The following is a 22,780-nucleotide window of genomic DNA, read 5'->3' on the forward strand; positions in this document are numbered from 1 at the left end:
CGAGAGTCTTAGGCGGTGGGAGCGCGGTAACCCGTGGGCTCGCCGGAACCGAGGTCGACGATCGCGGCCACGGGGCCGCCGCCGTCGGGTCCCTGGTGCGCGGCCGACACCGAGACGAAGACTGCCGGGTCGCCGGTGACCGACGCGGTGACGCCGCCGACGGCCGACTTGATCTGGCGGTGCCAGTGCACGTCGGAGTCGTCCAGCATGGCGTTGCGGCGACCTCGCACGGCGCCGTCCTGGCTGACCTCGCACTTGAGGAACACGTTGACCAGTCGACCCTGGATGTCGCTCGTGTGCGGGCGGTCGGGCAGGTCGAGGCCAGCGTCCTTGATGGCGGCCCAGATGCCGTCGGCGTCGAGGGCGTCGCGCATCACCGAGTGGCCGATGCGGTAGCGACCGCCGATCCCCTTGGTGTTGCCCACCACCACGACCTGCGCCTGGTCGAGCTCGACACCCGAGGAGCACGAGGCGACCGCGGAGAACAGCGAGCGGTTGTTCATCACGTCCTCGTTGGTCGGCATCTCGATCTCGCCGAGCGCCACCGCGATGCCCAGACCGGTCGTGCCGTTGGACAGGTCCATCGACTCGTGGGTGTGGTGCGTCCAGACGGACTTGCCGCGGGACTCCGCGTCGCGAATGGTGTGGATGGTGAGCAGCGGGGTCTTGGTCTGCACGTAGTGGACGTCGGCGGGGTCGGTGATGCCGGCCTTGTCCATCGCGACCCGCACGGCCGCGGCGACCTTCTCGATCATGCCCGTGTAGCCGATCTCCTCGGGCAGGATCGGCTCGCTCATCGCGAACCCGACCGTCAGCCGCGCCTCGTCGGACTGCTCGGCCTGGTCGGCCGGGACGGTCGCGAAGATGGTCGCGTGCGGGCTGATGATCCCGTCGGTCCCACCGGACCAGACGATCGGCACCTGCTTCACCTGGTCGGATGGTGCGCCCTTCGCGACCAGCACCTCGCGGAAGGCACGGTCGGCGATGATGCGGGTGTAGTCGTTGACCCCGCCGTTGCCCTCGGTCTTGCCGATGATGGCGATGACCCGGCTGGCGTCCATCACCCCGTCGTCGATGAGCTTGGCCAGCTCGCTCGCGTCGGACACACTGTGGATCGGGACCTTACGGACCTCAATGGGCTCGGGCACGGGAGTTACCTTCCTGATGACGTTGCGGTTGTTGACGATTCGGTATGCCGGTCGGTCACCACGGTGCCGACCTCGCCGGAGAGCGCGTCAGCGATGCGGTCGAGGGCGGTGATGACGCTGCGCCCACCGCCGTCACGCACGAACCGCATGGCGGCCTCGACCTTGGGACCCATCGAGCCGGACGCGAACTGGCCGTCCGCGGCATACCCCTCCATCTCGGCGAGGGTGACGCGGCCGACGGCTCGCGCCTGCGGTGTCCCGAAGTCGAGGACGGCGTTCTCGACGTCGGTCGCGATGACGAGCGCGTCGGCGCCGATGGCGCGGGCGAGCACCGCTGCCGTGAGGTCCTTGTCGATGACTGCCTCGACACCGCGGACGGTGCCGTCCGCGTCACGCACCACGGGTATGCCGCCGCCCCCAGCCGCGACGACGACGTAGCCCGCGTGCAGGAGGGTGAGCAGGGTGTGGGTCTCGAGGACCTCGACGGGCGCGGGTGAGGCTACGACGCGACGCCATCCCTTGTCGCCGCGGTCCTCCCAGGTCTCGCCGTGCTCGATGAGCGGCCGGGCCTGGTCGTAGGGCAGGAAGCGGCCGATCGGCTTGGTCGGCGTGGCGAAACCGGGGTCGTCGGGATCGACCAGCGTGCGGGTCACGAGGGCAGCGACGGGGTGGTTCAGCCCCCGTGCGGCGAGAGCCGGCTCGAGCGTGTCGAGGATGGTGAACCCGATGGTTCCCTGCGTCTGCGCGCCGCACCAGTCGAGCGGGACGGGTGGGACGACGTTGGCCGCGAGCTCGTTCTTGACGAGCAGGTTGCCGACCTGCGGGCCGTTTCCGTGGGTGAGGACGACCTCGTGGCCCGCCGCGACGACCGTGGCGACGTGTCCCATCGCCCGCCCGATGGCCTCCCGCTGGGCCTGGGGGGTGGCGCTGCCGTCGGGACCGGTCATGGCGTTGCCGCCGAGCGCGATCAGGACCCGCATGCCACCTCCGTTCGTCGTCCGTGCGGCGAGCCTAGGGATCCGCGACGGCCGATGACGTTGGCAGGACCTGCCCAATGGCCGGACCCGCCTTGGCAGATGTGTTCACGTTCACCCCAGGCGGCGGTAGCGCTCCAGCCTCGCGGCCAGCCTGGCGGCCGGGTCCTCGCGGGCGAGGACGGCGAGCTCGTGCTGGATGGCTTGGGACATCCGGCGGCAGAACTCCTCGGGCTCGTCGGCCGCGTCGGGGTGCTCCGCGACGATCCGGTCCACGATGCCGGCGTGGAGCAGGTCGAGCGAGCGGACCCGTTGGCTGGTGGCGAGCTCCGGGGCGTGGCTGGTGTCGCGGTGGAGGATGGCCGAGGCGCCCTCGGGCGGCAGCGGGGACAGCCACGAGTGCTGCGCGCTGATCACGCGGTCAGCCGGCATGACGGCGATCGCGCCACCCCCGGTGCCCTGACCGAGCAGTACGCAGACGGTGGGCGCGTCGAGCATCACCAGCTCGGCGAGGCAGCGCGCGATCTCACCGGCCATCCCGCCCTCCTCGGCTTCCTTGGAGAGTGCGGCTCCCGCGGTGTCGATGATGCTGACGAGGGGCAGCTTGAGCTCGTGCGCCAGCTTCATGCCACGCCGGGCAACGCGAAGTCCCTTGGGGGACAACGGTTCGTCGAGGGTCTGGCGGTCCCTGTCCTGACCCAGCACGATGCACGGGGCGCCCCCGAACCGGGCCAGGGCCATCAGCATCCCGGGGTCGTACTCGCCCTGCCCGGTGCCGTGCAGGGGCAGCACGTCCGTCGCCCCGAGTCGCAGGAGGGCGCGCACCCCCGGCCGGTCGGTGCGCCGCGAGCGGGTGATCGACTCCCATGCGGGGGTGTCGGCGAGCTGCTCCTTGGGCACCTCGGGGACGTCGGGCAGGTCCTGCCGGGGGCCGGTCAGCACGGTGAGGGCGCGGTCGGCCACCTCCGCGAGCGCCTCGACGGGCAGGATCGCGTCGATGAGGCCGTGTTCGAAGAGGTTCTCGGCCGTCTGCACACCTTCGGGGAACGGGTGGTCGTAGAGCGCCTCGTAGACCCGGGCCCCGAGGAACCCGATCATGGCGCCGGGCTCGGCCACCGTGACGTGCCCGAGCGACCCCCACGAGGCGAAGACGCCGCCGGTCGTCGGGTGGCGCAGATAGACCAGGTAGGGCAGTCCGGCCTCCTTGAACTCGGCGCAGGCGGCGCTGATCTTGACCATCCCCACGAAGGCCGGCGTCCCCTCCTGCATGCGCGTGCCGCCCGACGAGGGGGCGGCGAAGAGCGGCAGCTCCTCGCGGCGGGCGCGCTCGAACGCGAGCACCACCCGCTCCGCGGCCGTGCTGCCGATCGAACCGGCGAGGAAGCGGAACTCGCCGGCGATGAGGGCGACCCGGCGCCCCCGGATGCGTCCCTCGCCGGTGATGATGGCCTCGTCGGCACCGGACCGTTCGCGGGCCGCGGCGAGCTCCGCGGCATACGCCGAACCCTCCGTCGCCACCTCGCGGACCGGGCCGTCCCACGACACCCAGCTGTCGGCGTCGAGCACGGTCGTGGCGAGCTCGAGCCCGCCGAGTCGGCGCGAGGGCCTGGACGGGTCTGACATGCCACCTCCCGGGTGCGAGGCGACGAGCCTAGGGCGTCAGCGTCTCGCCCGTGGGGGGAACGCCCAGCGCGAGGACGAGGTCGAGCACGACCCCGGCGTCGTCGAGGTCGTCGCCGAAGAGCTCGCGCAGCTGCCCCATGCGGTAGCGCACGGTCTGCGGGTGCACGAAGAGCCCGGCTGCCACCGCCTCGCGACGCCCACCGAACAGCAGCCACAGGCGCAGCGTCTCGACGAGCTTCTCCCGCGCCGCGGGGGACAGGTCGTCCAGCGGCTTGAGGGCGCGGGCCCTGAGGTCCGTGAGGGCTTCGGGATCGGCGCTCAGGACCAGCTCGGCCAGGTGGGCGTCCGTGTCGTATGCCGTGGTGTGGCGGGGGTTCTCGACGGCCAGCAGGCGCGCCGCCCGCAGCGCCCGCCGGTAGGAGGCGGCCGTCTGCAGCCACGGCCTGGCGGGACCGAGCACGCAGCCGTAGTCGCGCAGCGACCGCAGCAGCCGACGTCGCGCGGGCGCTCGCAGGTCGGGCACCAGCAGGGCCACGTAGTCCTCGGAGGCGGCCAGGTCGGGCAGGTCCTCGCCGAGGTACAGCGACCTCGGGTCGACGAGGGCTCGGGCCTGGTGCAGCCGCTCGTCCGGGACCAGCAGCACGGTGACCGTCGTCGGTGGGGCCCAGTCGGCACGCTCCGCGCGGCGGGTCGTCACCTCGTCGGACGCGCCGCGCACGAGGTCCAGGGCCAGCCGCTCGAGCCGGCGCTCCTGGCTGCGCTCCGCTGTGGCGAGCTCGTCGGCGTGACCGGCGACGCTGGCCGCGGAGAGCTCGTCGATGTAGGCGAACACCAGCTCGGCGAACTGCGCCAGGAGGGGCGCGGACATCCCGGCCCGCACCCCCACGGCCGACAGCTCGCGCCACGAGACGCGGGCGCCGATGCGGTAGGCGGACAGCAGGGCGTCCATGCTCCGCCCGCTGCGGGCCTCGCCGCGGCCCAGGGCGTAGGACGCCTGGCGCGCGGGCCCGAGCGGCGAGCTGGGGTCGTCGGACCGGGCGGCCATGGTCAGGAAGCTGCCGAGGGCCACCTGCACGGCCGACTCGATGTTGCCGACGAGGTAGTCGCGGGCCTCGGCGTAGCTGGGCACCTCGACGATGATGGCCTGGACGGCGTCGGCCGCCACCTGGGGGAGAGCGCGCTTGAGCTCACTCTGCACCTCAGGTGGGATACTGAGCTCCGCCGCGTGCTCAGCAGCGGTCCCGCTGGCCGACGTCACCATGGACTTTTGTCCTTTGCGAACAGTTCTGGTCGCGATTCTCACGCGCTGTGGTCAGGAAATTACCCTACCTGATCGCCCATAGTGGAACTATGACCGCAGTTCTCCCGCTCCGCACGACGCCAGGGTCCACGAGACCCCGGCCGTCCCTGCGCACGGTTCTCCGCCGAGTTGCCGAGGCAGTCGTCACCCCGGTGCTGCCCGACGACTACCTCGACCTGATCGCACCCATGCGCGCCGGCGCCGACCTCCGTGGTCGCGTCGTCTCCGTGACCCCCGAGACCCGGGACGCCGTCACGGTGCGCATCAAGCCCGGTCGCTCCTGGGCCGGCCACGTGCCCGGCCAGTACATCCGGATCGGCGTCGACGTCGACGGGGTGCGCAACTGGCGCGCCTACTCGCTCACCTCCCCGGTGGAAGCCCCGGACGGAATCATCTCGATCTGCGTCAAGGCGATCCCCGACGGCAAGGTCAGCAACCACGTCGTGCGCGCCCTCCAGGCTGGCACCCTGGTCCACCTCGACCAGGCGACCGGTGACTTCACGCTCCCGTCGGCCCGTCCGGCCCGCGCGCTGTTCGTCACTGCCGGCTCGGGCGTCACACCCGTGATGGGGATGCTGCGCAACCACCTCGACGAGCTGCAGGACGTCGTCGTCATCCACTCCGCGCCCACCGAGGCCGACGTCATCTTCGCCGCCGAGCTGCGCGAGTGGGCCGAGGCCGGCCGCATCCGCCTCGTCGAGCGGCACACCGACTCCCAGGGAATGGTCGGCACCGACTCGCTGGACGAGCTCGTGCCCGACTGGCGCTTCCGCGAGACGTGGGCCTGTGGCCCCACGGGCATGCTCGACGCCTTCGAGGCGGCCTGGGCCGACGCCCAGATCGCCGACCGACTCCACACCGAGCGCTTCCGCCCGGTCATCATCGCCGAGGGCGAGGGTGGCACGGTCACCTTCGGTACCCAGCGCATCACCGTCGATGCCGACGGTTCGACCCCGATCCTCGACGCCGGCGAAGCCGCCGGGGTCCTGATGCCGTCCGGTTGCCGGATGGGCATCTGCTTCGGCTGTGTCGTGCCCCTGAAGGAGGGTGCCGTGCGCGACCTGCGCAGCGGCGACCTCACCATTGCCGCCAAGGGCGACGGCATCCGCATCCAGACCTGTGTGTCGGCGGCTGCCGGCCACTGCGAGATCGACCTCTAAGGAGACGTCATGACTGCCACCGCAGAGAAGTTTGACCTCACGATCGATGGTTCCGCTGCCTCCACCCCCAAGGCGCCGGGCGCCCCCTCCGTGCGCACCGCGACCCGGACCACGAACAGCCGGCTGTCGACCGCCATCGCCGAGCGTCGCCACGTGCCGAAGCGCTCCGGCAAGGCCGACCCCACCGCGCACCTGACCGCCGAGGACGTCGAGGCCCTGGCCATGGAGCTCGACGAGCTGCGCCAGGGAGTCCTGGACTCCCGCGGGGCCGAGGACGCGGCATACATCCGCAAGGTGATCGACGTGCAGCGCAAGATCGAGCTCGCCTCGCGCGCGGTGCTGTTGTTCTCGATCTTCCCGCCGGCCTGGATCGTCGGCACCGCCGGCCTGTCGGTCGCCAAGATCCTCGACAACATGGAGGTCGGCCACAACATCCTCCACGGCCAGTGGGACTGGATGCGCGACCCCAAGATCCACTCGACCACCTGGGAGTGGGACAGCGCCACCCCGGCCGCCCTGTGGAAGCACAGCCACAACGAGCTGCACCACACCTACACGAACGTGATCGGCAAGGACAACGACCTCGGCTACGGCATCATGCGCGTCGACGAGGACCAGCGCTGGACGCCGGCCTACCTCGGCCAGCCGATCTACAACTTCGTCAACATGTGCTTCTTCCAGTACGGCATCGCGGCCTACGACCTCGAGATCGGCAAGCAGCTCGCCGGCCGCGGTGACAAGGAGGAGTTCAAGCGCAACGGCAAGATGGTGCTGCGCAAGGTCGGGCGCCAGGCCCGCAAGGACTACCTCCTCCACCCGCTGCTGTCGGGCCCGTCGTTCCTGCACACCATCGCGGCCAACGCGACGGCCAACTTCGTCCGCAACGTCTGGACGCACTCGATCATCATGTGCGGCCACTTCCCCTCGGGCGTCGAGACCTTCGCCCGCGCGTCCATCGAGGGCGAGAGCCGCGGCGAGTGGTACCTGCGGCAGATGCTCGGGTCGGCCAACATCTCGGGCAGCAAGGCCCTGCACATCATGTCCGGCAACCTGAGCCACCAGATCGAGCACCACCTGTTCCCCGACCTGCCGAGCAACCGCTACGGCGAGATCGCCCCGCGGGTGCAGGAGATCTGCGAGCGGTACGGCCTGACCTACACGACGGGGCCGCTCTACAAGCAGGTCGCGTCCGCGTGGGGCCAGGTCATCTCCCTGTCGCTCCCGAACCCGGAGCCCGGTCGCAACCGTGTCGGCATCGCCGCTCAGGCGATCGGCAAGCAGGTGCGCCGCAAGCTGCGCAACCGTCGCCCGGTCCGCACCGCCTGAGCCCGGAGCCCCTCACCCCCCCTCACCCGGCGCCCAGCGCCACGAACGACCACGTCAGCCCGCCCGGACTCCGGGCGGGCTGACGCGTTGGCGCTGGGGCCGGTCGCGGCGTCCGTCACACTCGCGCGGCGGTCACCAGCAGGTACTCCCAGTCGAGCACGGTGTAGCCGTCACCGCGGTCGAACCGTTCGGCCAGGGCGACGAGGTCACGGTCCAGGGCCGCGACCTTGTCGGCATCGTCGGCGATGGCCTTGTAGACGGCGATGGTCGGGCCGTAGTTGGCCTTGAAGAAGTCGCGGAACTCCTCCGGCGTCGCGAACTGGTCCACCACGAGGTCCTGCTGTCGCGCCGTGAGCCCCTCGACCCGGTCGCCGAACAGGTCGCGCACGTGGTCCACGTGGCCCCACAGCGGCGGGGGCTGCGCGCCGGGAGGCGGCGGCGGGGCGTACGGCTTCATGGTCGCGAACATCTGCCCGATGAAGCCCTCCGGCGTCCAGCTGAGCAGGGCTATCGTGCCGCCCGGCCGGCAGGTGCGGACCAGCTCGTCGGCCACCACCTGGTGGTGCGGCGCGAACATCACGCCGACGCACGACACGACCGCGTCGAACTCGCCGTCCGCGAAGGGCAGCGCCTCCGCGTCGGCGACCCGCCAGGCGATCGTCAGGCCCTCGGCCTCGGCGTCGCGGCGCCCCTTGTCGAGCAGCTCGGGGGTGAGGTCGGTGGCCACGACCTCGGCGCCGGTGCGCGCAGCCGGGAGGGCGACGTTGCCGGATCCGGCCGCGACGTCGTGCACGCGTTGCCCGGCCGTGATGCCGGCTGCCTCGACCACGATCGGGCCGAGGGAGGCAATGACCTCGCTGGCCACGGCGGAGTAGTCCCCGAGCGCCCACATCGCGCTGTGCCTGGCCTTGAGGGCGCGGTCCTCGTCGGTGTCGGTGATCGCCGTCCCTGATGTCTGGGTTGTCATGCCGTCCTTCCCCTTTTGTTTGCTCTCGTTCGTCCGGTTGCCCCTGCGATCCCGAAGGTAGGACTGCCCGGAGGAGGGCGGCATCCGTGGAGGTACCCAACTTCGGGGTGCGTGGAGGATGCCGCAGTGCGTGTATGCCGTCAGGCGCGGGTGAGCAGGCGGGCGACGGCCGCGGTGCGGGCGGACTTCCCGTGGAGGTCGAGCTTGGCGTAGACGTTGCTGAGGTGGCGCTCGACGGTGCGGACGCTCAGCGTCAGCGCGGTCGCGATGGTGTCGTTGTCCATCCCCCGCGCGGCGAGCTGCAGGATCTCCACCTCGCGCGTGGACAACCCGTCGAGGGACTGGGGGTGCCCGGAGGCGGGCCTCGCGGGCGCCGAGCCCTCGTCAGTGAGGAAGTCACGCAGCTCCGCGCAGTAGACCTGCCAGGCGGGTTCGTCCTCGAGCACGATGTGGTTGTCGCTCTCGAGGGCCACCAGTCGGGCCCCTTCGATGCCCGCCGCGAGGTAGCGGGCCTCCTCGAAGTCGTTCATCCGGTCGCCGCGTGAGTGGATCACGAGGGTGGGCAGGTCGAGCTCCGCGAGCAGGGCGCTGCTGTCGGCCGCCAGGCGCTGGCGACGTGAGCTCCGCGCGGTGTCGGCGTCGGTCGAGACCCGCTGGAGCTCGTCGAGCCAGGTGTGCTGCTCCTCGGTGGCGCGGGGGATCATCAAGGACGTGAACACGCGACGGAACGCCGAGTCGGGCCGCGCCCAGCCGACCTTGATCAGCGCGTCGAGCGTGTCGTTCATCTCGGCCTCGGTCGGGTCCTTCGACTGCTGTCCGGAGTAGCTGCCGTAGAAGACCAGCCGGGAGACGCGCTCGAGGTGCTTCGCGACGTAGGCGATCGCGACCGGCCCGCCCTGGGCCATCGCCTGCAGCGCGAACCGGTCGATCCCGGCGTCGTCGACGACGGCCTCGAGGTCGCCGAGCCGCGCCGCGAGGCTGTGGTCGGTGACGCCTCGGTCCGAGAGGCCGTGGCCGCGCTCGTCGAACCGGATGACGGTGTTCCGACGACCCCACTCCTCGAGGTAGTGCCGCCAGACCGGGGACTGCCAGTCGTACTGCAGGTGACTCAGCCAGCACGAGTCCACGACCATCGGCGGACCGGTGCCGTGCACGGCATACGCGATCCGCACGCCGTCGGGCGCGCGGCAGAACCGGATCTCCTGCCTCGGTTGCTGCGCCTGCACGCCCACCTCCCCGATGGTAAGTCCGGTCGCTGCGCTCAGTCCGGCGGTGCGTCCATCTCGTCGAGCCACGCGCGCACGCTCTCGTCGTGCTGGCCCAGCGTCGGTGGCGCGAGGTGCTCGCTGCGGCCACCGGCATACGCGTTGTCGTCGAAGCGGATCGGTGGCCCAGGGATCTCGATGTGCCCCAGGACGGGGTGGTCGATGTCGAGCACGAGTCCCTGCGAACGCGTCTGGTCCCAGTCGTAGACGCGGTCGATGCTGCGCACCTCGCCCGCGGGGATGCCCAGCTCGGCCAGGCGCGGGAGGAGGACGTCGAGGGGGTATGCCGCGAAGGCGGCGTTGAGGGCGGCCGTCACCTGGGGGCGGTTCACGGTGCGCTCGCGGTTCGTGGCCATGCCGGGCGTGGCAGGGTCGATGTCGAAGGCCTGGGCGAGCTTGACCCACAACGACTCGCTGCCGCAGGCCACCTGGATGTCACCGTCCTGGCAGTGGAACAGGCCGTAGGGCGACAGCGAGGGGTGGTGGTTGCCCTGCGCGTGCCCGACGTGACCGGCCACGGTGTAGGCCGTGCCCTGGAAGGCGTGGGCGCCGACGAGGGCAGCCAGCAGGCTCGTGCGCACCACCCTCCCGACACCGGTGGTGTTGCGCTCGTGCAGTGCGGTCACCACCCCGTAGGCGCCGTACATCCCGGCGAGCAGGTCACCGATCGGCACCCCCACGCGCTGGGGGGTGTCGGCAGCTGGTCCGGTCACCGACATCAGCCCGGCCTCACCCTGGGCGATCTGGTCGTAGCCGGGTCTTCCGCCCTGGGGCCCGTCGTGCCCGAACCCGCTGATCGACAGGATGACGAGTCGGGGGTTGAGCTCGTGGAGGCGGGCCGCGGAGAAGCCCAGCCGGTCGAGGACGCCCGGCCGGAAGTTCTCGATCAGCACGTCGCTGTGGGTCGCCAGCCGGGTGAGCACATCGCGACCGTCGTCGGACTTCAGGTCGAGGGTGATCGACTCCTTGTTCCGGTTGGCGCTGAGGAAGTACGTCGAGATGGGGTCGTCCTCGGGCCCGACGAACGGGGGTCCCCAGCCGCGGGTGTCGTCACCGGTGCCGGGCGACTCGACCTTGATGACGCGGGCGCCCATGTCTCCCAACATCATTCCCGCGTGGGGTCCGGCGAGGGCTCGCGACAGGTCGATGACGACGATGTCCTCAAGGGGCGCGTTCACGAGGCTGCTCACATCCAGTCGACGTCGGCCGACGTCTTGCCGTCGGCGAGGCGAGCGTAGCCGGGGCCGCGGTCGAAGAACGGCTCCTCGCCTGCGCGGGCGGCGCGCAGCTCGGCGCGAAGGGCGTCGGAACCCGCTGTGTCGACGACCGGAGCGTCCTTGGTCCCCGAGGCGACCACGCCGTATGCCGCGCGGGCGCCCTCGAAGGACACCTTGCCCCAGCGCAGGTCGCGCTCGACGTCCTCGTAGGGACGCTCGAGCGGGTCACCCCAGCCACCGCCGCCGGTGGTGCGGATCCTGATGACCTGACCCGCCTTGACCGGTTCGGCATCGGCCAGGGCGTCGACCTCGCGCTCGTCGGGACCGCCGAGGTCGATGGTGACGTTGAAGGAGCTGCCGGCCTTGCCGCCCTTGACTCCCCAGCAGGCGAGGATCGACCGGTCGGCGATGGACATGAAGTGCGCGTCCTTGAGCATCCGGATCTGCTTCTCGTAGCCCAGGCCACCGCGGAAGCGCCCAGCGCCGCCGGAGTCGACGGCGAGCCCGAGCCGCTCGACGATGAAAGGGAACCGGCTCTCGGTGAACTCGGTGGGCAGGTTCCGCGAGTCGGGCACGACGTGGATGGTGTCCTCGCCATCGGCGTAGTAGCGCCCTCCCGAGCCGCCGCCGAGCACCTCGCGCATGAGGTAGTCGTTGCCGTCGCGGTCCTTGCCGTAGACGCCGGTGTAGCGGATCGTCTCCTGGTCGGCGGGCATCTTGCCGTCGACGGCCTTGGCCACGACGCCGGCCAGCACCCCGAGCAGCCTGAGGATGACGAAGGTCCGGGCGTTCGTGGGGGCGGGGAAGATCGGCGTCAGCAGGGTGCCCTTGTCCGGGAAGCGCATCTCGATGAGCGGCACGATGCCCTCGTTGACGTCGAGCTCGGCCATCCGTTCCGGGGTGTCGGCGAGGTTGCGCAGGATCGGCGCGAGCCACTTCTTGAGGAAGTTGCCGCCGACGTAGTCACCGCAGTGGTTGATCGGCCCCTTGGCCTGCGGTGCCGTGCCGGTGAAGTCGATGATGAGCCGAGGGCCCCCGTCCCCCGGACCAGGACCCCCCGTGGGCTCCTTGGTCAGGGTGATCCGCTGGGTGTGCAGCCTGGGGTCGTCCACGCCGTCGTGCTCGGCGTAGTCCTCCCAGACGTAGGTGCCGTCGGGGATCTTGGACAGGATCTCTCGCCGGTACGTCTCCGTGGTCTGGTCGAGGATCGTGTCGAACGCCGCCTCGATTGTGTCGCGGCCATAGCGCTCGAACAGCTCGGACAGCCGCCGGGCCCCCATCAGGCAGGCCGAGCACTCCGCGTCGAGGTCGGCCGCCAGGGAGTCGGGCATGCGGGAGTTGCGGGTCATGATCCGCAGGGCGGCCTTGTTGGGAACTCCCTTGTCCCACAGCTTGATCGGCGGGACCGCCAGGCCCTCCTCGTAGACGCTGGACGCGTTGCTGGGCATCGAGCCCGGCACCGCGCCACCGATGTCGTCGTGGTGGCCGAACGCCTGCACGAACGCCACGACCTCACCGCCGCTGAACACCGGCACCGTCACGCACAGGTCGGGGAGGTGCCCGATGCCGCCCTCGGACTCGTAGACGTCGTTGTGGAAGAAGACGTCCCCCTCGCTCATCTCCGACAGCGGGAAGTCGCGGGCGATCGGGTGCACGAGGGCCGAGTAGGACCGGCCGGTGAGCTTGCGCAGCTGCCGGTCGTGGATGCCCGCCCGGAAGTCGTGCGCGTCGCGGATCATGGGGGAGCGGCTGGTGCGCGCGATGGCGGTCTCGACCTCCATCTCGACGCTGGCCAGCGTCCCCTGGACGATCTCCACGAGAATCGGGTCGACGGTGCTTCCCGGAGGTGTGAGCCGGTTGCCGTGCTCGTATGCCGTGGGCAGGCCGGCGTTGTTCATCGCGCACCTTCTGTTGAGGTGATGGGGGCTGCTGGGGGGTTCCGCGTGATGACGAGGTTGCCGATGGAGTCGACCCGCACCGTGAAGCCGGGGTGGACCGGCACGGTGGAGCCGAACTCCTCGATGACCGCAGGACCGTCGAGGGTGTCGCCGGCCCGCAGGTCCGGACGCCAGTAGATCGGGGTGTCGGCGGTCCCGGTGTCGGCGTCGAAGCAGACCGCCCGCGTGCTCGTGGGCGCGGGCAAGGCGGCAGAACCGGCCGAGTTTGAAGGATCGTGGTGACCATCACCCGGACTGGCCTTCAAAGTCGCGGCGTCGCGGGTCTCGACCTCGCGCAGCTCGGGACGCGTGATCGGGCCCACTCCCGTCACCCGGAGGTTGACCCACTCGACCTGCTGGGTCGGGTCGTCCCGGAAGTCGTAGCCGTACAACGCGCGGTGCTCCGCGTGGAACGCATCGGCCACGCCCGCGGCATACGCCTCGTCGACGGCGCCCTCGGGGGCGGCGACGCGCACCTCGAAGGCCTGGCCGAAGTAGCGCAGGTCGACGGTGCGCGAGTAGCGGTGCTCGTCGCGCGGGAAGCCTTCTCCGTCAAGGGCTTTCGCGGCCTTGGCGGTGAGCTCGTCGAACGTCTTCTGCACCCCCGGGTAGTCGAGCGTGGCGTGCTTGGACACCATCGTCTGGACGTAGTCGTTCTTGACGTCCACGGTGAGGAGCCCGAAGGCGGAGACGTTGCCCGGGTTCTGCGGGACGACGACCCCGGCGAGGTCGAGGATGTCCACGAGCCGGCAGCCGAGCAGCGAGCCGGAGCCGCCGAACGTCGTGAGCATGAAGTCGCGTACGTCCAGGCCACGCTTCACCGAGACCTGGCGCAGCGCGTTGGCCTGGTTCCACGCGGAGATCTCGAGGATGCCGGTGGCGCACCGGACCGGGTCGATGCCGAGCTGGTCGGCCAGGGCGTCGATGCCCGCGCGAGCGGCGTCCACATCGAGGGGGATCTCGCCGCCGAGCAGGTGCGGAGGGATCCGGCCGAGGACGACGTGCGCGTCGGTGATCGTCGGCTGGGTGCCCCCCTTGGCATAGCAGAGCGGGCCGGGATCGGCGCCGGCGGAGTGCGGTCCCACCTTCAGCGTGCCCTCGGGGGAGACCCAGGCGATGGAACCCCCACCGGCGCCGACGGTGACCACGTCGATCATCGGGATCTTGCTGGGGTAGGCCCCGACGGTGCCCTCGGTCGTCAGGGTGGGCTCGCCGTCGAGGACGACGCTGACGTCGGTCGACGTGCCCCCGCCGTCACACGTCAGCACCTTGGGGAACCCGGCCCGCTTGGCGATCAGGCCGGCCCCGAGCGCGCCCGCTGCCGGCCCGGACAGCACCGTCGTGATCGGCTGGTGCACGACCTCGTCCGCCGACAGCACGCCGCCGTTGGACTTCATGATGTAGAAGGGGATCCCGCTGGCGAAGTCGTCGAGCCGCGTGTGGATGTTGGTGACGTAGCGGCTCACGTTGGGCTTCACGGCCGCGTCGACGAGGGTCGTCATCGAGCGCTCGTACTCGCGGTACTCACGCAGCACCTCGCTCGAGATCGACACGATCGCCTCGGGGTGCTCGCGCTGGAGGATCTCGCGCATCGCCAGCTCGTGCGAGTCGTTGGCGTAGGAGTGCAGGAAGCACACGCCGAGCGTGGTGATCCCGCGGTCTCGGAACCAGTGGGCCGCAGCCACGGCCGTGGCCTCGTCGAACGGCCGGAGCTCGTTGCCCTGGAAGTCCATCCGGCCACCGACCGTGCGCACGGCGTCCGCCGGCACGATGCGAGGCGGCTTCACCCAGAAGTAGGAGTTGCCGTAGCCGTCAGGGACCGCCTGGCGGGCGATCTCGAGCATGAACTCGTAGCCCTCGCTGGTGATGAAGCCGAGCCGTTCGACCTTGCCCTCGAGCAGCTTGTTGGTCGCGACCGTCGTCCCGTGGCAGACCGCCGTGATGTCCGGCCCGGCCGCACCCATGAGGTCCAGCACCTTCGCGACGCCGTTGATGAAGCCGTCCGCCGGGTTGCTCGGTGTCGACGGCGTCTTGGTCGTCACCATCTCGCCCGAGTCCTCGTCGAACGCCACCACGTCCGTGAACGTGCCGCCCGTGTCGATACCGATCCTGATCCGCCGCTGAGCCATGGGTGAGATTCAACCGGTCAGGCGTCCACCTCGCCTTGGCACATGTTGCCAACCACGCCGGTGAAGGCTGTGTCGTCAGTCCTGCGCGGGGAGCGCCGGCCCCCGCACGGCACTCCGGAGCGGGTCGGCTCCGAGCATCGGCACCGCGCGCCAGCCGAGATGCACCGTGCCGTCGGTGCGGGTGTGGAGGCGCATGGTGTGTGGGGTCTCGATGAGGCGGACGTCCGCACTGAAGCAGCCGTCACCGTCCCAGCCGCCGGAGGCGACGACGGGCAGCTCGACGCCACCCACGGCGAGCGTCGATGACGCCCACGTGCCGTCGCCCACGTCGAGGACCACCTTGGTGCCGTGGCAGTCCAGGACCATCTCGTATGCCGCGCCGCCGGGCGAGAGGCTCATCGCGGCATATGCAGGGGGAAGGGTGCTGTCCTCGGCGCGCACCCACCACCCGGTTTCCGGGCCCTGGGCCGAGGACGACGGGGTGGGGACCGCCAGGGTGGCCAACCGCTCCTCGAGTGCGGCGTCGGCGAGTTCGTCGCCGCTCTCGTCCACGTGCCCGACGGCTGGCAGGAGGTGATCCCAGAGCAGGTCGAGGACGGCCTGCATGTCGAGGGTCTCGCTGGTGATGGCGACCGCCATGTCCTGCTCGGGGAGCACGATGGCGTACTGGCCGTAGGCGCCGTCACCGCGGTAGCCGTGCCGGGCGCTCCAGAACGAGACGCCGTAGCCCTCGCGCCAGTCGGGGTTGGGGTCGGCCTCACGGTTGGGCAGGCCGGTCGGTGTCGTGGCCGTCCTGACCCAATCGGGCGACAGCAGCGCGGACCCGTCCCACTGGCCGTGGTCGAGGTGGAGCTGCGCGAGGGCGAGGATGGCCTCGGAGCCGACGTGGATCCCCGAGAACCCCAGCTCACGGCCGGTCACGGTGCGGTGCCACACCACGTCGCCCCCGCTGCGGGGGTCGAGCAGCGGCAGGACCCGCTCGCGCAGCAGCGACAGCACCGACGAGCCCGTGACCCCCCGCACGGCACCCGCGGCGAGGTAGGTGGCGGTCTGGTTGTAGGCCCAGGCCGTCCCCGGCTCGTGCTCGGGCGGGGACGCGAGGATCGCGGCCAGCACGGGGTCGGTGCGGTCGCCCTCGCTGGGCTGGTCGTAGGTCGCCCGCGTGACGTCGGGACCCCAGCCCTCCCCGTCGTGACCGGTCGCCATCGTGAGGCAGTGGCCGAGGGTCAGCCGCCGGTAGCGGTCGGGTACGTCGACCCCGGCAGGCAGGTCGCCGGGAGGCAGCAGGTCGAGGACCGGCTGGTCGAGCGAGAGCCGTCCCTCGTCGACGAGCAGCCCGACCGCCGTGGCCGTGAACGACTTGCTCAGTGAGTAGACGAGCTGGACGCGCTCGGGGGCATAGGGCGCCCACCACCCGCGCGCGACGACGTGGCCGTGCCTTGCGACCAGGAGGCTGTGCGGGTCGTGACCGTCCGACTCGAGGGCGTCGATGACGGCGAGGAGGCCGAGCGCGTCGACGCCCTGGGCCGAGGGTGTGCTGGTGGGCAGCGGCATGCCGGTCAGTCTCGTTGCCGAGGTGCATTCGTGCCACTGGTGCCTCGGATCGACCGCGGTGTGGTCCGTACAGGTCGATCCATGGCTCGCGGCCGCGAAGGTCTCTCCACAACGTGAAACCGGCCTTCGCGATCGTGCAGGCTGGTTTCGCTTTCTGAAAGTTGCTAGGTGGGCTCCGGTCCGGGCTCCGGCTGGTCCGCTCCCAAGCGGCCTCGGTGGTCGAGGGGGATGAGCGGCTTCTCGCCACGGACCTTGAGCTGCTGGACGCCCCAGGTGTTGCCATCGGGGTCGGCGAAACCGAAGAAGGTGCCCCCGTCGCGTTCGTCGAACACGGTGATCTCGCTGCACTCGACCCCCCGGCCGGTCAGCTCCTCGCGGGCCGCGGCCGCGTCGGCGACCACGAGCTGCAGGCCACGCATCGAGCCGGGCGTCATCTCCTGTTGCGAGGGCAGGGTGCCGATGACGATCGAGCACCCGGAGCCCTCGGGGGTCAGCTGCGCGACGTCCATGAAGTCATTGGTGGTGCGGTGGTCGAGGTGGAAGCCGACCTTGTCGCGGTAGAACTCGATGGCCGACGTCAGGTCGGAGACGGGCAGGATGACAACTTCGAGGGTCCAGTCCATGGCGCCCATCCTGCCGGGTTCGCCTCCGCGCTGTAAGGACGTCAGTGGGGGAAGGACGTCTCCGCGGGGCGTTCGAGCTCGTCGCGGTGGTTGCGGATCAGGTCGAGGTTGCGGTCCCGCAGGTGGTCGAAGCCCTGGCCGATGTTGGAGCCCGGCGTGAGCGAAGACAGGGCCGTCGCCGGGTCGAGCAGGGCCGATACCCACCCCTCGTGCGACGCGGCCTTGGCGGCGATGTGGGCGTTCGGCGTCACGATGTGCGAGTTGCCGAAGTAGAGCACCCCCGCCGGGTCGATGCCGGTGGCGTTGGCGCCGATGACGTAGACGTGGTTGTCGTAGGCGCGTGCCCGAGACGTCAGCTCCCAGATGTCGGCCGACCGCAGCAGTGCCGACGGCCGGGCGATCACCTCAGCCCCCTGCACGGCCTGGATCCGGGACAGCTCGGGGTAGTCGCCGTCGAAGCAGATGATCATGCCGATCCTGCCGAGGTCGGTGTCACAGACCGTGACGGTGTTGCCGGGGGTCACCCACCCGCCGCCGTCCACGTGCTCGGTGCAGAACGGGTGGGTCTTCCGGTAGACGCCGATGACGTCACCAGAGCGGTCGATCAGCACCGAGGAGTTGTAGACGACCCCCCGCTCGGGCCCACGCTCGTAGGTGCCCAGCACGGCATAAACACCGAGGTCGCGGGCCACCGCCTGCACGGGTTCGGTCACGGGACCCGGGATCTCCGACACGAGGTCCCACAGCTCCTCGGTCGTGCAGTCGGGGGTGAACCCCGTCGTCGCCGACTCGGGGAGCACGACGAGCTCGGCGCCCGTCGCGTCGACGCAGCGCCGCGTGAAGTCGACGCACTTGTCGAGGTTCTTGCGCACCGACTCCGGGGACAACGGTCCCGGCACCGGCGCGAGCTGGATGGCAGCGGCTGTGAATGCACGCATCAACGTCCTCCGATCGCCCATCCCACGATAACCCCGGCCAGCGCGATCGCCCCGCCCGTGAGGACGCCCCAGGCATACGGACGGCCGCCGTACGCTGCCGTGGAGGTGCCGACCCCCTGGATGGGCCGGGGGCCGCTGGGCACCTCCTCGACGGAGACGCCGGGGCTGACGTACTTGCCGGCCTTCTTCTCCTTGCGGACCCCGGCGATGTCGTCGTCCACCGCCTCGAAGAACTGCCCGGCCATCTTCCTGGTCACACCGGCGAGCATCCGCTGACCGACGCCACCGATCACCCCGCCGACCGCTGCGTCGGCGTCGTAGCTCAGGTCCGTGCCACCGCCGGCCGAAGGCGCGAGGCGAACCACGACGTCCGCGTCGACCGTGCCCGGGCCGCCGGCGCCCTGCGCCTTCATCGTGAACTGCTCGGGATGCTGCGGGTCACGCAGCGCGACCTTGCCCTCGTAGGTGCCCTTGATCGCCGCGACACCCGCCGTGACGGTCATGGCGTACTCGTCGGGGCCGACCTCGGTGAGCGCCTCGCAGCCGGGCAGGCAGCGGGCCAGCACCTCGGGGTCGTGGAACGCGTCCCACACCTGTTGGGGCGTCGCCTTGAGGGCGGCGGTGCCGGAGATCTTCATGGTGCCTCCTGGGCAGGCGGGGCGGGTGCGGAGCCTGACGACGTGGTGGGTGCAGGTGGGGCCGAGGCGTGCCGCGTGCGGGCGAGCGAGGGGATCTCACCGCGGGCGTGCCGCTGGCGCAGCTCCCACAGCTCGACCGGGGAGATCGGCATCGAGGTGATCGGGAAGCCCTCGGCGTCCTCGATGGCCGAGGCGATGACCGCCGTCACGGGGATGCAGCCGGCCTCGCCAGCACCCTTGATGCCCAACGGGTTCAGCGGCGACGGGGTCTCGAGGTGGTCGGTCTCGATGTGCGGCACCTCGGAGGCGTAGGGCATCAGGAAGTCCATGAAGCTCGCATTGAGCAGCTGCCCGGACTCGTCGTAGACCATCCGTTCGTAGAGCGCTCCACCCACGCCCTGGGCGACGCCGCCGTGGACCTGTCCCTCGACGATGAGCGGGTTGATCATGTTGCCGCAGTCGTGGATGACGCAGTAGCGCAGGATGCGGATCTCGGCGGTGACCGGGTCGGACTCGACGATCGCCGCGTGCATGCCGTTGGCGAAGGTGGCCTGGGTCGGCGAGTAGAAGTCCTTGCCCTCCAGGCCGGGCTCGTCGTCGTCGGCGACGGGGGGCTTGTCGGGGTCGTTGCTCCCGGCGAACTGAGTGGCCGCCTTGGCCGCGTCGTCGAACGCGTAGCGCAACGGGTTGGACATGACGGAGATGGTGCCCAAGGACATCGTGGTTCCGGGGGCGCCCTTGACCTGCACGACGCCGTCGACGATCTCGAGGTCCTCGGCCGACACCTCGAGGGCGTCCGCCGCGATGCGAAGTGCCTTGGCCCTGACGTTGCGCGCGGCGAGGGCGATCGCGTTGCCGCTCATCACCGCTGCGCGGGAGGCGAACGTGCCGACGGCATACGGCATCCGGCGGGTGTCGCCGGTGGTGACGAAGACGTCCTCCAGGCGCACGCCGAGCTCCTGCGCGACGATCTGGGCGAACGACGTCTCGTGTCCCTGGCCCTGCGAGGTCAGGCCGGTGGACACGTTGACCCGACCACTCGTCTCGATCTGGATGTGACCGCCCTCGTAGGGGCCGACGCCGGTGCCCTCGACGTAGCAGCCGATGCCCAGCCCGACCCGGCGACCCTCCGCCTCGGCCTGGGCGCGGTAGGCCGCGAAGTCGTCCCAGCCCACGAGGGCCTTGAGCTTGGCGAGCGAGGCGGGGAAGTCGCCCGAGTCGTACTTGAGCGGCCGCCCGTCCTGGAAGAGCAGCCCGTGGTCGTAGGGCATCTCGCTCGGGAGGATGAAGTTGCGCGACCGCGCCTCGGCCCGGTCGAGACCCAGGCGGTCGGCGATGGCGTCCATCGTGCGCTCCATGGCGAAGCAGCCCTGCGGCCGTCCGGCGCCGCGGTAGGGAGTCACGAGCACGGTGTTGGTGTAGAGCGACCAGAACTCACACCGGTAGGCGCCCGGCTTGTAGGGACCGAGCAGCTGGGTGGAGGTGATGATCGGGACGATGATGCCGTAGGGGGTGTAGGCGCCGTTGTCGTGCCAGAACTTGACGTCGAGGCCGAGGATGCGCCCGTCGTCGTCGAAGCCGACGCGGATCTGCTGCAGCTGCCCACGCTCGTGCGCGCTGGAGATGAAGTGCTCGCGACGGTCCTCGGTCCACTTCACCTCCTGCTCGAGAAGTCTTGCGGCCCAAGGGATCAGGACCTCTTCGGGCCACGGGTGGTTGATCTTGACCCCGAAGCCGCCGCCCACGTCAGGGGCGATGCACTCGACCTTGGCGAGCGGCAGGTCCAGCTTGGCGGCCACGGCTGCCCGGACCCCCGTCGAGGTCTGGGTGGAGGAGAAGATGCGCAGCTCACCCTTGTCGGTGTCCCACCGGGCCAGGACGCCCTTGCCCTCCATCGGCATGCAGGCGCTGCGCTCGATGTCGAGGTCCAGCTCCAGCGTGTGGGGCGCGGCGTCGATGGCCGCGTCGACGTCGCCGACCTCCTGGAGCATGCGACAGGCGACGTTGCCGGGCACGTCCTCGTGGACCAGCGCCGACCCGTCGCGGGCGTTGGCGATCCCGACGACGGGGGTGAGCAGCTCGTAGTCCACCCGGATCCGCTGGCAGACGTCCTCGGCGACGTAGCGGTCGCGGGCGACCACCATGACGATCGCCTCGCCGACGTAGTTGACCTCGTCACGCGCCAGGGCGAACTGCGTGCGGCCGTGGGTCAGGGTGGGGTGGGGGATGAGCAGGGGGAGCGGTTCGCCGACCTTGCCCGGCAGGTCCTCGTGGGTCCAGATCCCGACGAGTCCGTCGATCTCGAACGCGTCGGTGACGTCGATGTCGACGATGCGGGCGTGGGCGTGCGGGCTGCGCACGAAGGCGGCAGCCAGCGCGCCGTGACCCATGTCGTCGAGGTAGCGACCGCCGCCGGTGACCAGGCGCGGGTCCTCCTTGCGGGTGACGCGCGCCCCGAACATCTGGGTCGTCACGTCGCCTCCCCGGTCGCGAGCTCCCCGCTCGCAAGCTCAGCGGGATGCCGCGTGCCCGGCTCCGCGGCATACCCCGCGCGTCCGCGCTCGGCACGGATCTCGGCTGCGCGCAGGACGGACTTCACGATGTTCTGGTAGCCGGTGCAGCGGCACAGGTTGCCCGAGATCGCCTCGCGAGCTTCCTCTGAGGTCGGGTGCGGGTGGTCCTCGAGGTAGGCGGTGATGGTGGTCAGGAAGCCGGGCGTGCAGAAGCCGCACTGCAAGCCGTGGCACTCGGTGAACGCCTGCTGGACCGGGCCCATGGCCTCGATGGTGCCGAGGCCCTCGACCGTGGTGATCTCGTGGGCCTGGGCGGTGACCGCGAACATCAGGCAGGACCGCATCGGCTGGCCGTCGACGAGCACGGTGCAGGCACCGCAGACCCCGTGCTCGCAGCCGACGTGGGTGCCGGTGAGTCGCAGGTCGTGGCGCAGGAAGTCGGACAGCAGGCGTCGGGCCGGAGCCTTCGCGTGGCGGGGGACCCCGTTGACCGTGACGGTCAGGTCGAGCAGCTCTTCGATGGCCGGTTCGGTCATGCTGCTGGACCCTCCGTGTCGTGTGAGCTCCGTTGCCAGGCAAGGGAGCTCGCGGCGGCCTCGGCCAACGTCAGTCGGGCGAGCTCGGCTGCCAGCATGGCTCGGTACTCGGCGGTGGCGTGGATGTCGCCCTCGGGCTCGATGGCGTCGCGGACGAGGTCGGCCGACGTCGACCAGTCGACGGCGCCCGGCTCCTGCCCCACGAACAGGGACGTCACGTCCAGGGTGCGGGGGACGTCGGTGACCGAGACGAAGGACAGGCGGGCGTCCGCCACGACACCGTCGGTCGTGCGGACCGCGGCGGCCACGCCGGCCATCGCGTAGTCGCCGTGTCGGCGGGCGCGTTCCATGAAGGCCGTGCCCGTGCCGACAGCGAACCGCCGGAACCGCACCGCGACAGCCAGCTCCTCGGCCTCCAGGGACGTCTCGAGGGCGCCCTGGAAGAAGTCGGCCACAGCGATCTCGCGGGAGCCGGACGTTGAGACCGCCTCGACGACCCCGTCGGTGAGGGCGAGCATCGCGGGCATCTCGCCGGCAGCATCGGCGTGGGCGATCGAGCCCACGGTGGTCCCCCGGTTGCGGATGACGGGGTGCGCCACGTTGACCAGCGCCTGGCGCAGCAGCGGCAACGCGGCATACGCCTCGTCGTGGTGCTCGAGCTGCGCGTGGCGCACCAACGCACCCACCCGCACCTCGGTGTCACTCACGGTCACGTCGGCGATGCCGGCGACCTGGTTGATGTCGACCAGGTGGGCGGGGGAGGCGAGGCGCATGTTCAGGATCGGGATGAGGCTCTGGCCGCCCGCCAGGACCTTGCCTTCGTGCCCGACCTCGGCCAGCACCGCGACCGCCTCTGCGACGGTGCGAGGGGCGTGGTGCACGAACGGGGCGGGCTTCACGGACTGATCCTGCCTTCTCGAGTCGGTGGGGGC

At 70.8% G+C, this 22,780-nt stretch carries 18 protein-coding genes; 2 read left to right on the forward strand and 16 right to left on the reverse strand.

Annotated features, from left to right (window positions below):
* Positions 1 to 8: 8 nt before the first annotated feature.
* From bar to AC1DWP_RS12685, 4 genes are all read right to left on the reverse strand, one after another.
* A complete protein-coding gene (gene bar / locus AC1DWP_RS12670; protein ID WP_477614828.1) occupies positions 9 to 1,148 on the reverse strand; it encodes a barbiturase in 1,140 nt (379 codons plus the stop codon).
* Between the two features lie 5 nt (positions 1,149 to 1,153).
* Entirely contained in the window at positions 1,154 to 2,128 is a 975-nt protein-coding gene (locus AC1DWP_RS12675) for a carbamate kinase (protein ID WP_477614829.1), read from the reverse strand.
* 108 nt (positions 2,129 to 2,236) lie between these two features.
* Entirely contained in the window at positions 2,237 to 3,745 is a 1,509-nt protein-coding gene (locus AC1DWP_RS12680; RefSeq protein WP_477614830.1) for a carboxyl transferase domain-containing protein, read from the reverse strand.
* Between the two features lie 28 nt (positions 3,746 to 3,773).
* Entirely contained in the window at positions 3,774 to 4,943 is a 1,170-nt protein-coding gene (locus AC1DWP_RS12685; protein ID WP_477614831.1) for a PucR family transcriptional regulator, read from the reverse strand.
* Between the two features lie 152 nt (positions 4,944 to 5,095).
* Here AC1DWP_RS12685 and AC1DWP_RS12690 point away from each other — a divergent pair, with 152 nt between their 5' ends.
* Both AC1DWP_RS12690 and AC1DWP_RS12695 read left to right on the forward strand, forming a co-directional pair.
* Positions 5,096 to 6,205 (forward strand): ferredoxin reductase, encoded by a 1,110-nt coding sequence (locus tag AC1DWP_RS12690; protein WP_477614832.1) that lies wholly within the window; start codon positions 5,096 to 5,098, stop codon positions 6,203 to 6,205.
* Positions 6,206 to 6,214: 9 nt separating this feature from the next.
* Positions 6,215 to 7,531 carry a fatty acid desaturase family protein gene (locus tag AC1DWP_RS12695; RefSeq protein ID WP_477614833.1) on the forward strand — a complete coding sequence of 439 codons (1,317 nt, stop codon included), beginning with the start codon at positions 6,215 to 6,217 and terminating at the stop codon, positions 7,529 to 7,531.
* A 115-nt stretch (positions 7,532 to 7,646) separates the two neighbouring features.
* Here the strand turns inward: AC1DWP_RS12695 and AC1DWP_RS12700 are convergent, their stop codons facing one another.
* The 12 genes from AC1DWP_RS12700 to AC1DWP_RS12755 form a co-directional block, all read right to left on the reverse strand.
* Positions 7,647 to 8,498, reverse strand: a complete 852-nt coding sequence (locus AC1DWP_RS12700) for a class I SAM-dependent methyltransferase (RefSeq protein ID WP_477614834.1) — start codon at positions 8,496 to 8,498, stop codon at positions 7,647 to 7,649.
* Positions 8,499 to 8,638: 140 nt separating this feature from the next.
* On the reverse strand, positions 8,639 to 9,730 hold the full coding sequence (locus tag AC1DWP_RS12705; RefSeq protein WP_477614835.1) for an alpha/beta fold hydrolase: 1,092 nt from the start codon (positions 9,728 to 9,730) through the stop codon (positions 8,639 to 8,641).
* A gap of 29 nt (positions 9,731 to 9,759) precedes the next feature.
* A complete protein-coding gene (locus tag AC1DWP_RS12710; protein WP_477614836.1) occupies positions 9,760 to 10,941 on the reverse strand; it encodes a CaiB/BaiF CoA transferase family protein in 1,182 nt (393 codons plus the stop codon).
* 8 nt (positions 10,942 to 10,949) lie between these two features.
* Positions 10,950 to 12,878 (reverse strand): hydantoinase B/oxoprolinase family protein, encoded by a 1,929-nt coding sequence (locus AC1DWP_RS12715; protein ID WP_477614837.1) that lies wholly within the window; start codon positions 12,876 to 12,878, stop codon positions 10,950 to 10,952.
* Positions 12,875 to 15,046, reverse strand: a complete 2,172-nt coding sequence (locus AC1DWP_RS12720) for a hydantoinase/oxoprolinase family protein (protein ID WP_477614838.1) — start codon at positions 15,044 to 15,046, stop codon at positions 12,875 to 12,877. Before AC1DWP_RS12720 ends, AC1DWP_RS12715 begins: the two co-directional genes overlap by 4 nt.
* Before the next feature lie 75 nt (positions 15,047 to 15,121).
* On the reverse strand, positions 15,122 to 16,600 hold the full coding sequence (locus tag AC1DWP_RS12725) for a serine hydrolase domain-containing protein (RefSeq protein WP_477614839.1): 1,479 nt from the start codon (positions 16,598 to 16,600) through the stop codon (positions 15,122 to 15,124).
* Positions 16,601 to 16,764: 164 nt separating this feature from the next.
* On the reverse strand, positions 16,765 to 17,223 hold the full coding sequence (locus AC1DWP_RS12730) for a VOC family protein (RefSeq protein ID WP_477614840.1): 459 nt from the start codon (positions 17,221 to 17,223) through the stop codon (positions 16,765 to 16,767).
* A gap of 41 nt (positions 17,224 to 17,264) precedes the next feature.
* Entirely contained in the window at positions 17,265 to 18,161 is an 897-nt protein-coding gene (locus AC1DWP_RS12735; RefSeq protein WP_477614841.1) for a carbon-nitrogen hydrolase family protein, read from the reverse strand.
* Complete coding sequence (locus AC1DWP_RS12740) at positions 18,161 to 18,799, reverse strand: SRPBCC family protein (protein ID WP_477614842.1); 639 nt, start codon at positions 18,797 to 18,799, stop codon at positions 18,161 to 18,163. The genes AC1DWP_RS12735 and AC1DWP_RS12740 overlap by 1 nt, the downstream gene beginning before the upstream one ends.
* Positions 18,796 to 21,273 (reverse strand): aerobic carbon-monoxide dehydrogenase large subunit, encoded by a 2,478-nt coding sequence (cutA, locus tag AC1DWP_RS12745; RefSeq protein WP_477614843.1) that lies wholly within the window; start codon positions 21,271 to 21,273, stop codon positions 18,796 to 18,798. Before cutA ends, AC1DWP_RS12740 begins: the two co-directional genes overlap by 4 nt.
* Entirely contained in the window at positions 21,270 to 21,848 is a 579-nt protein-coding gene (locus AC1DWP_RS12750) for a (2Fe-2S)-binding protein (RefSeq protein ID WP_477614844.1), read from the reverse strand. Before AC1DWP_RS12750 ends, cutA begins: the two co-directional genes overlap by 4 nt.
* Complete coding sequence (locus AC1DWP_RS12755) at positions 21,845 to 22,747, reverse strand: FAD binding domain-containing protein (RefSeq protein WP_477614845.1); 903 nt, start codon at positions 22,745 to 22,747, stop codon at positions 21,845 to 21,847. The genes AC1DWP_RS12750 and AC1DWP_RS12755 overlap by 4 nt, the downstream gene beginning before the upstream one ends.
* Positions 22,748 to 22,780: the final 33 nt, after the last annotated feature.

It is taken from the genome of Pedococcus sp. P2_F6, from assembly GCF_056403675.1.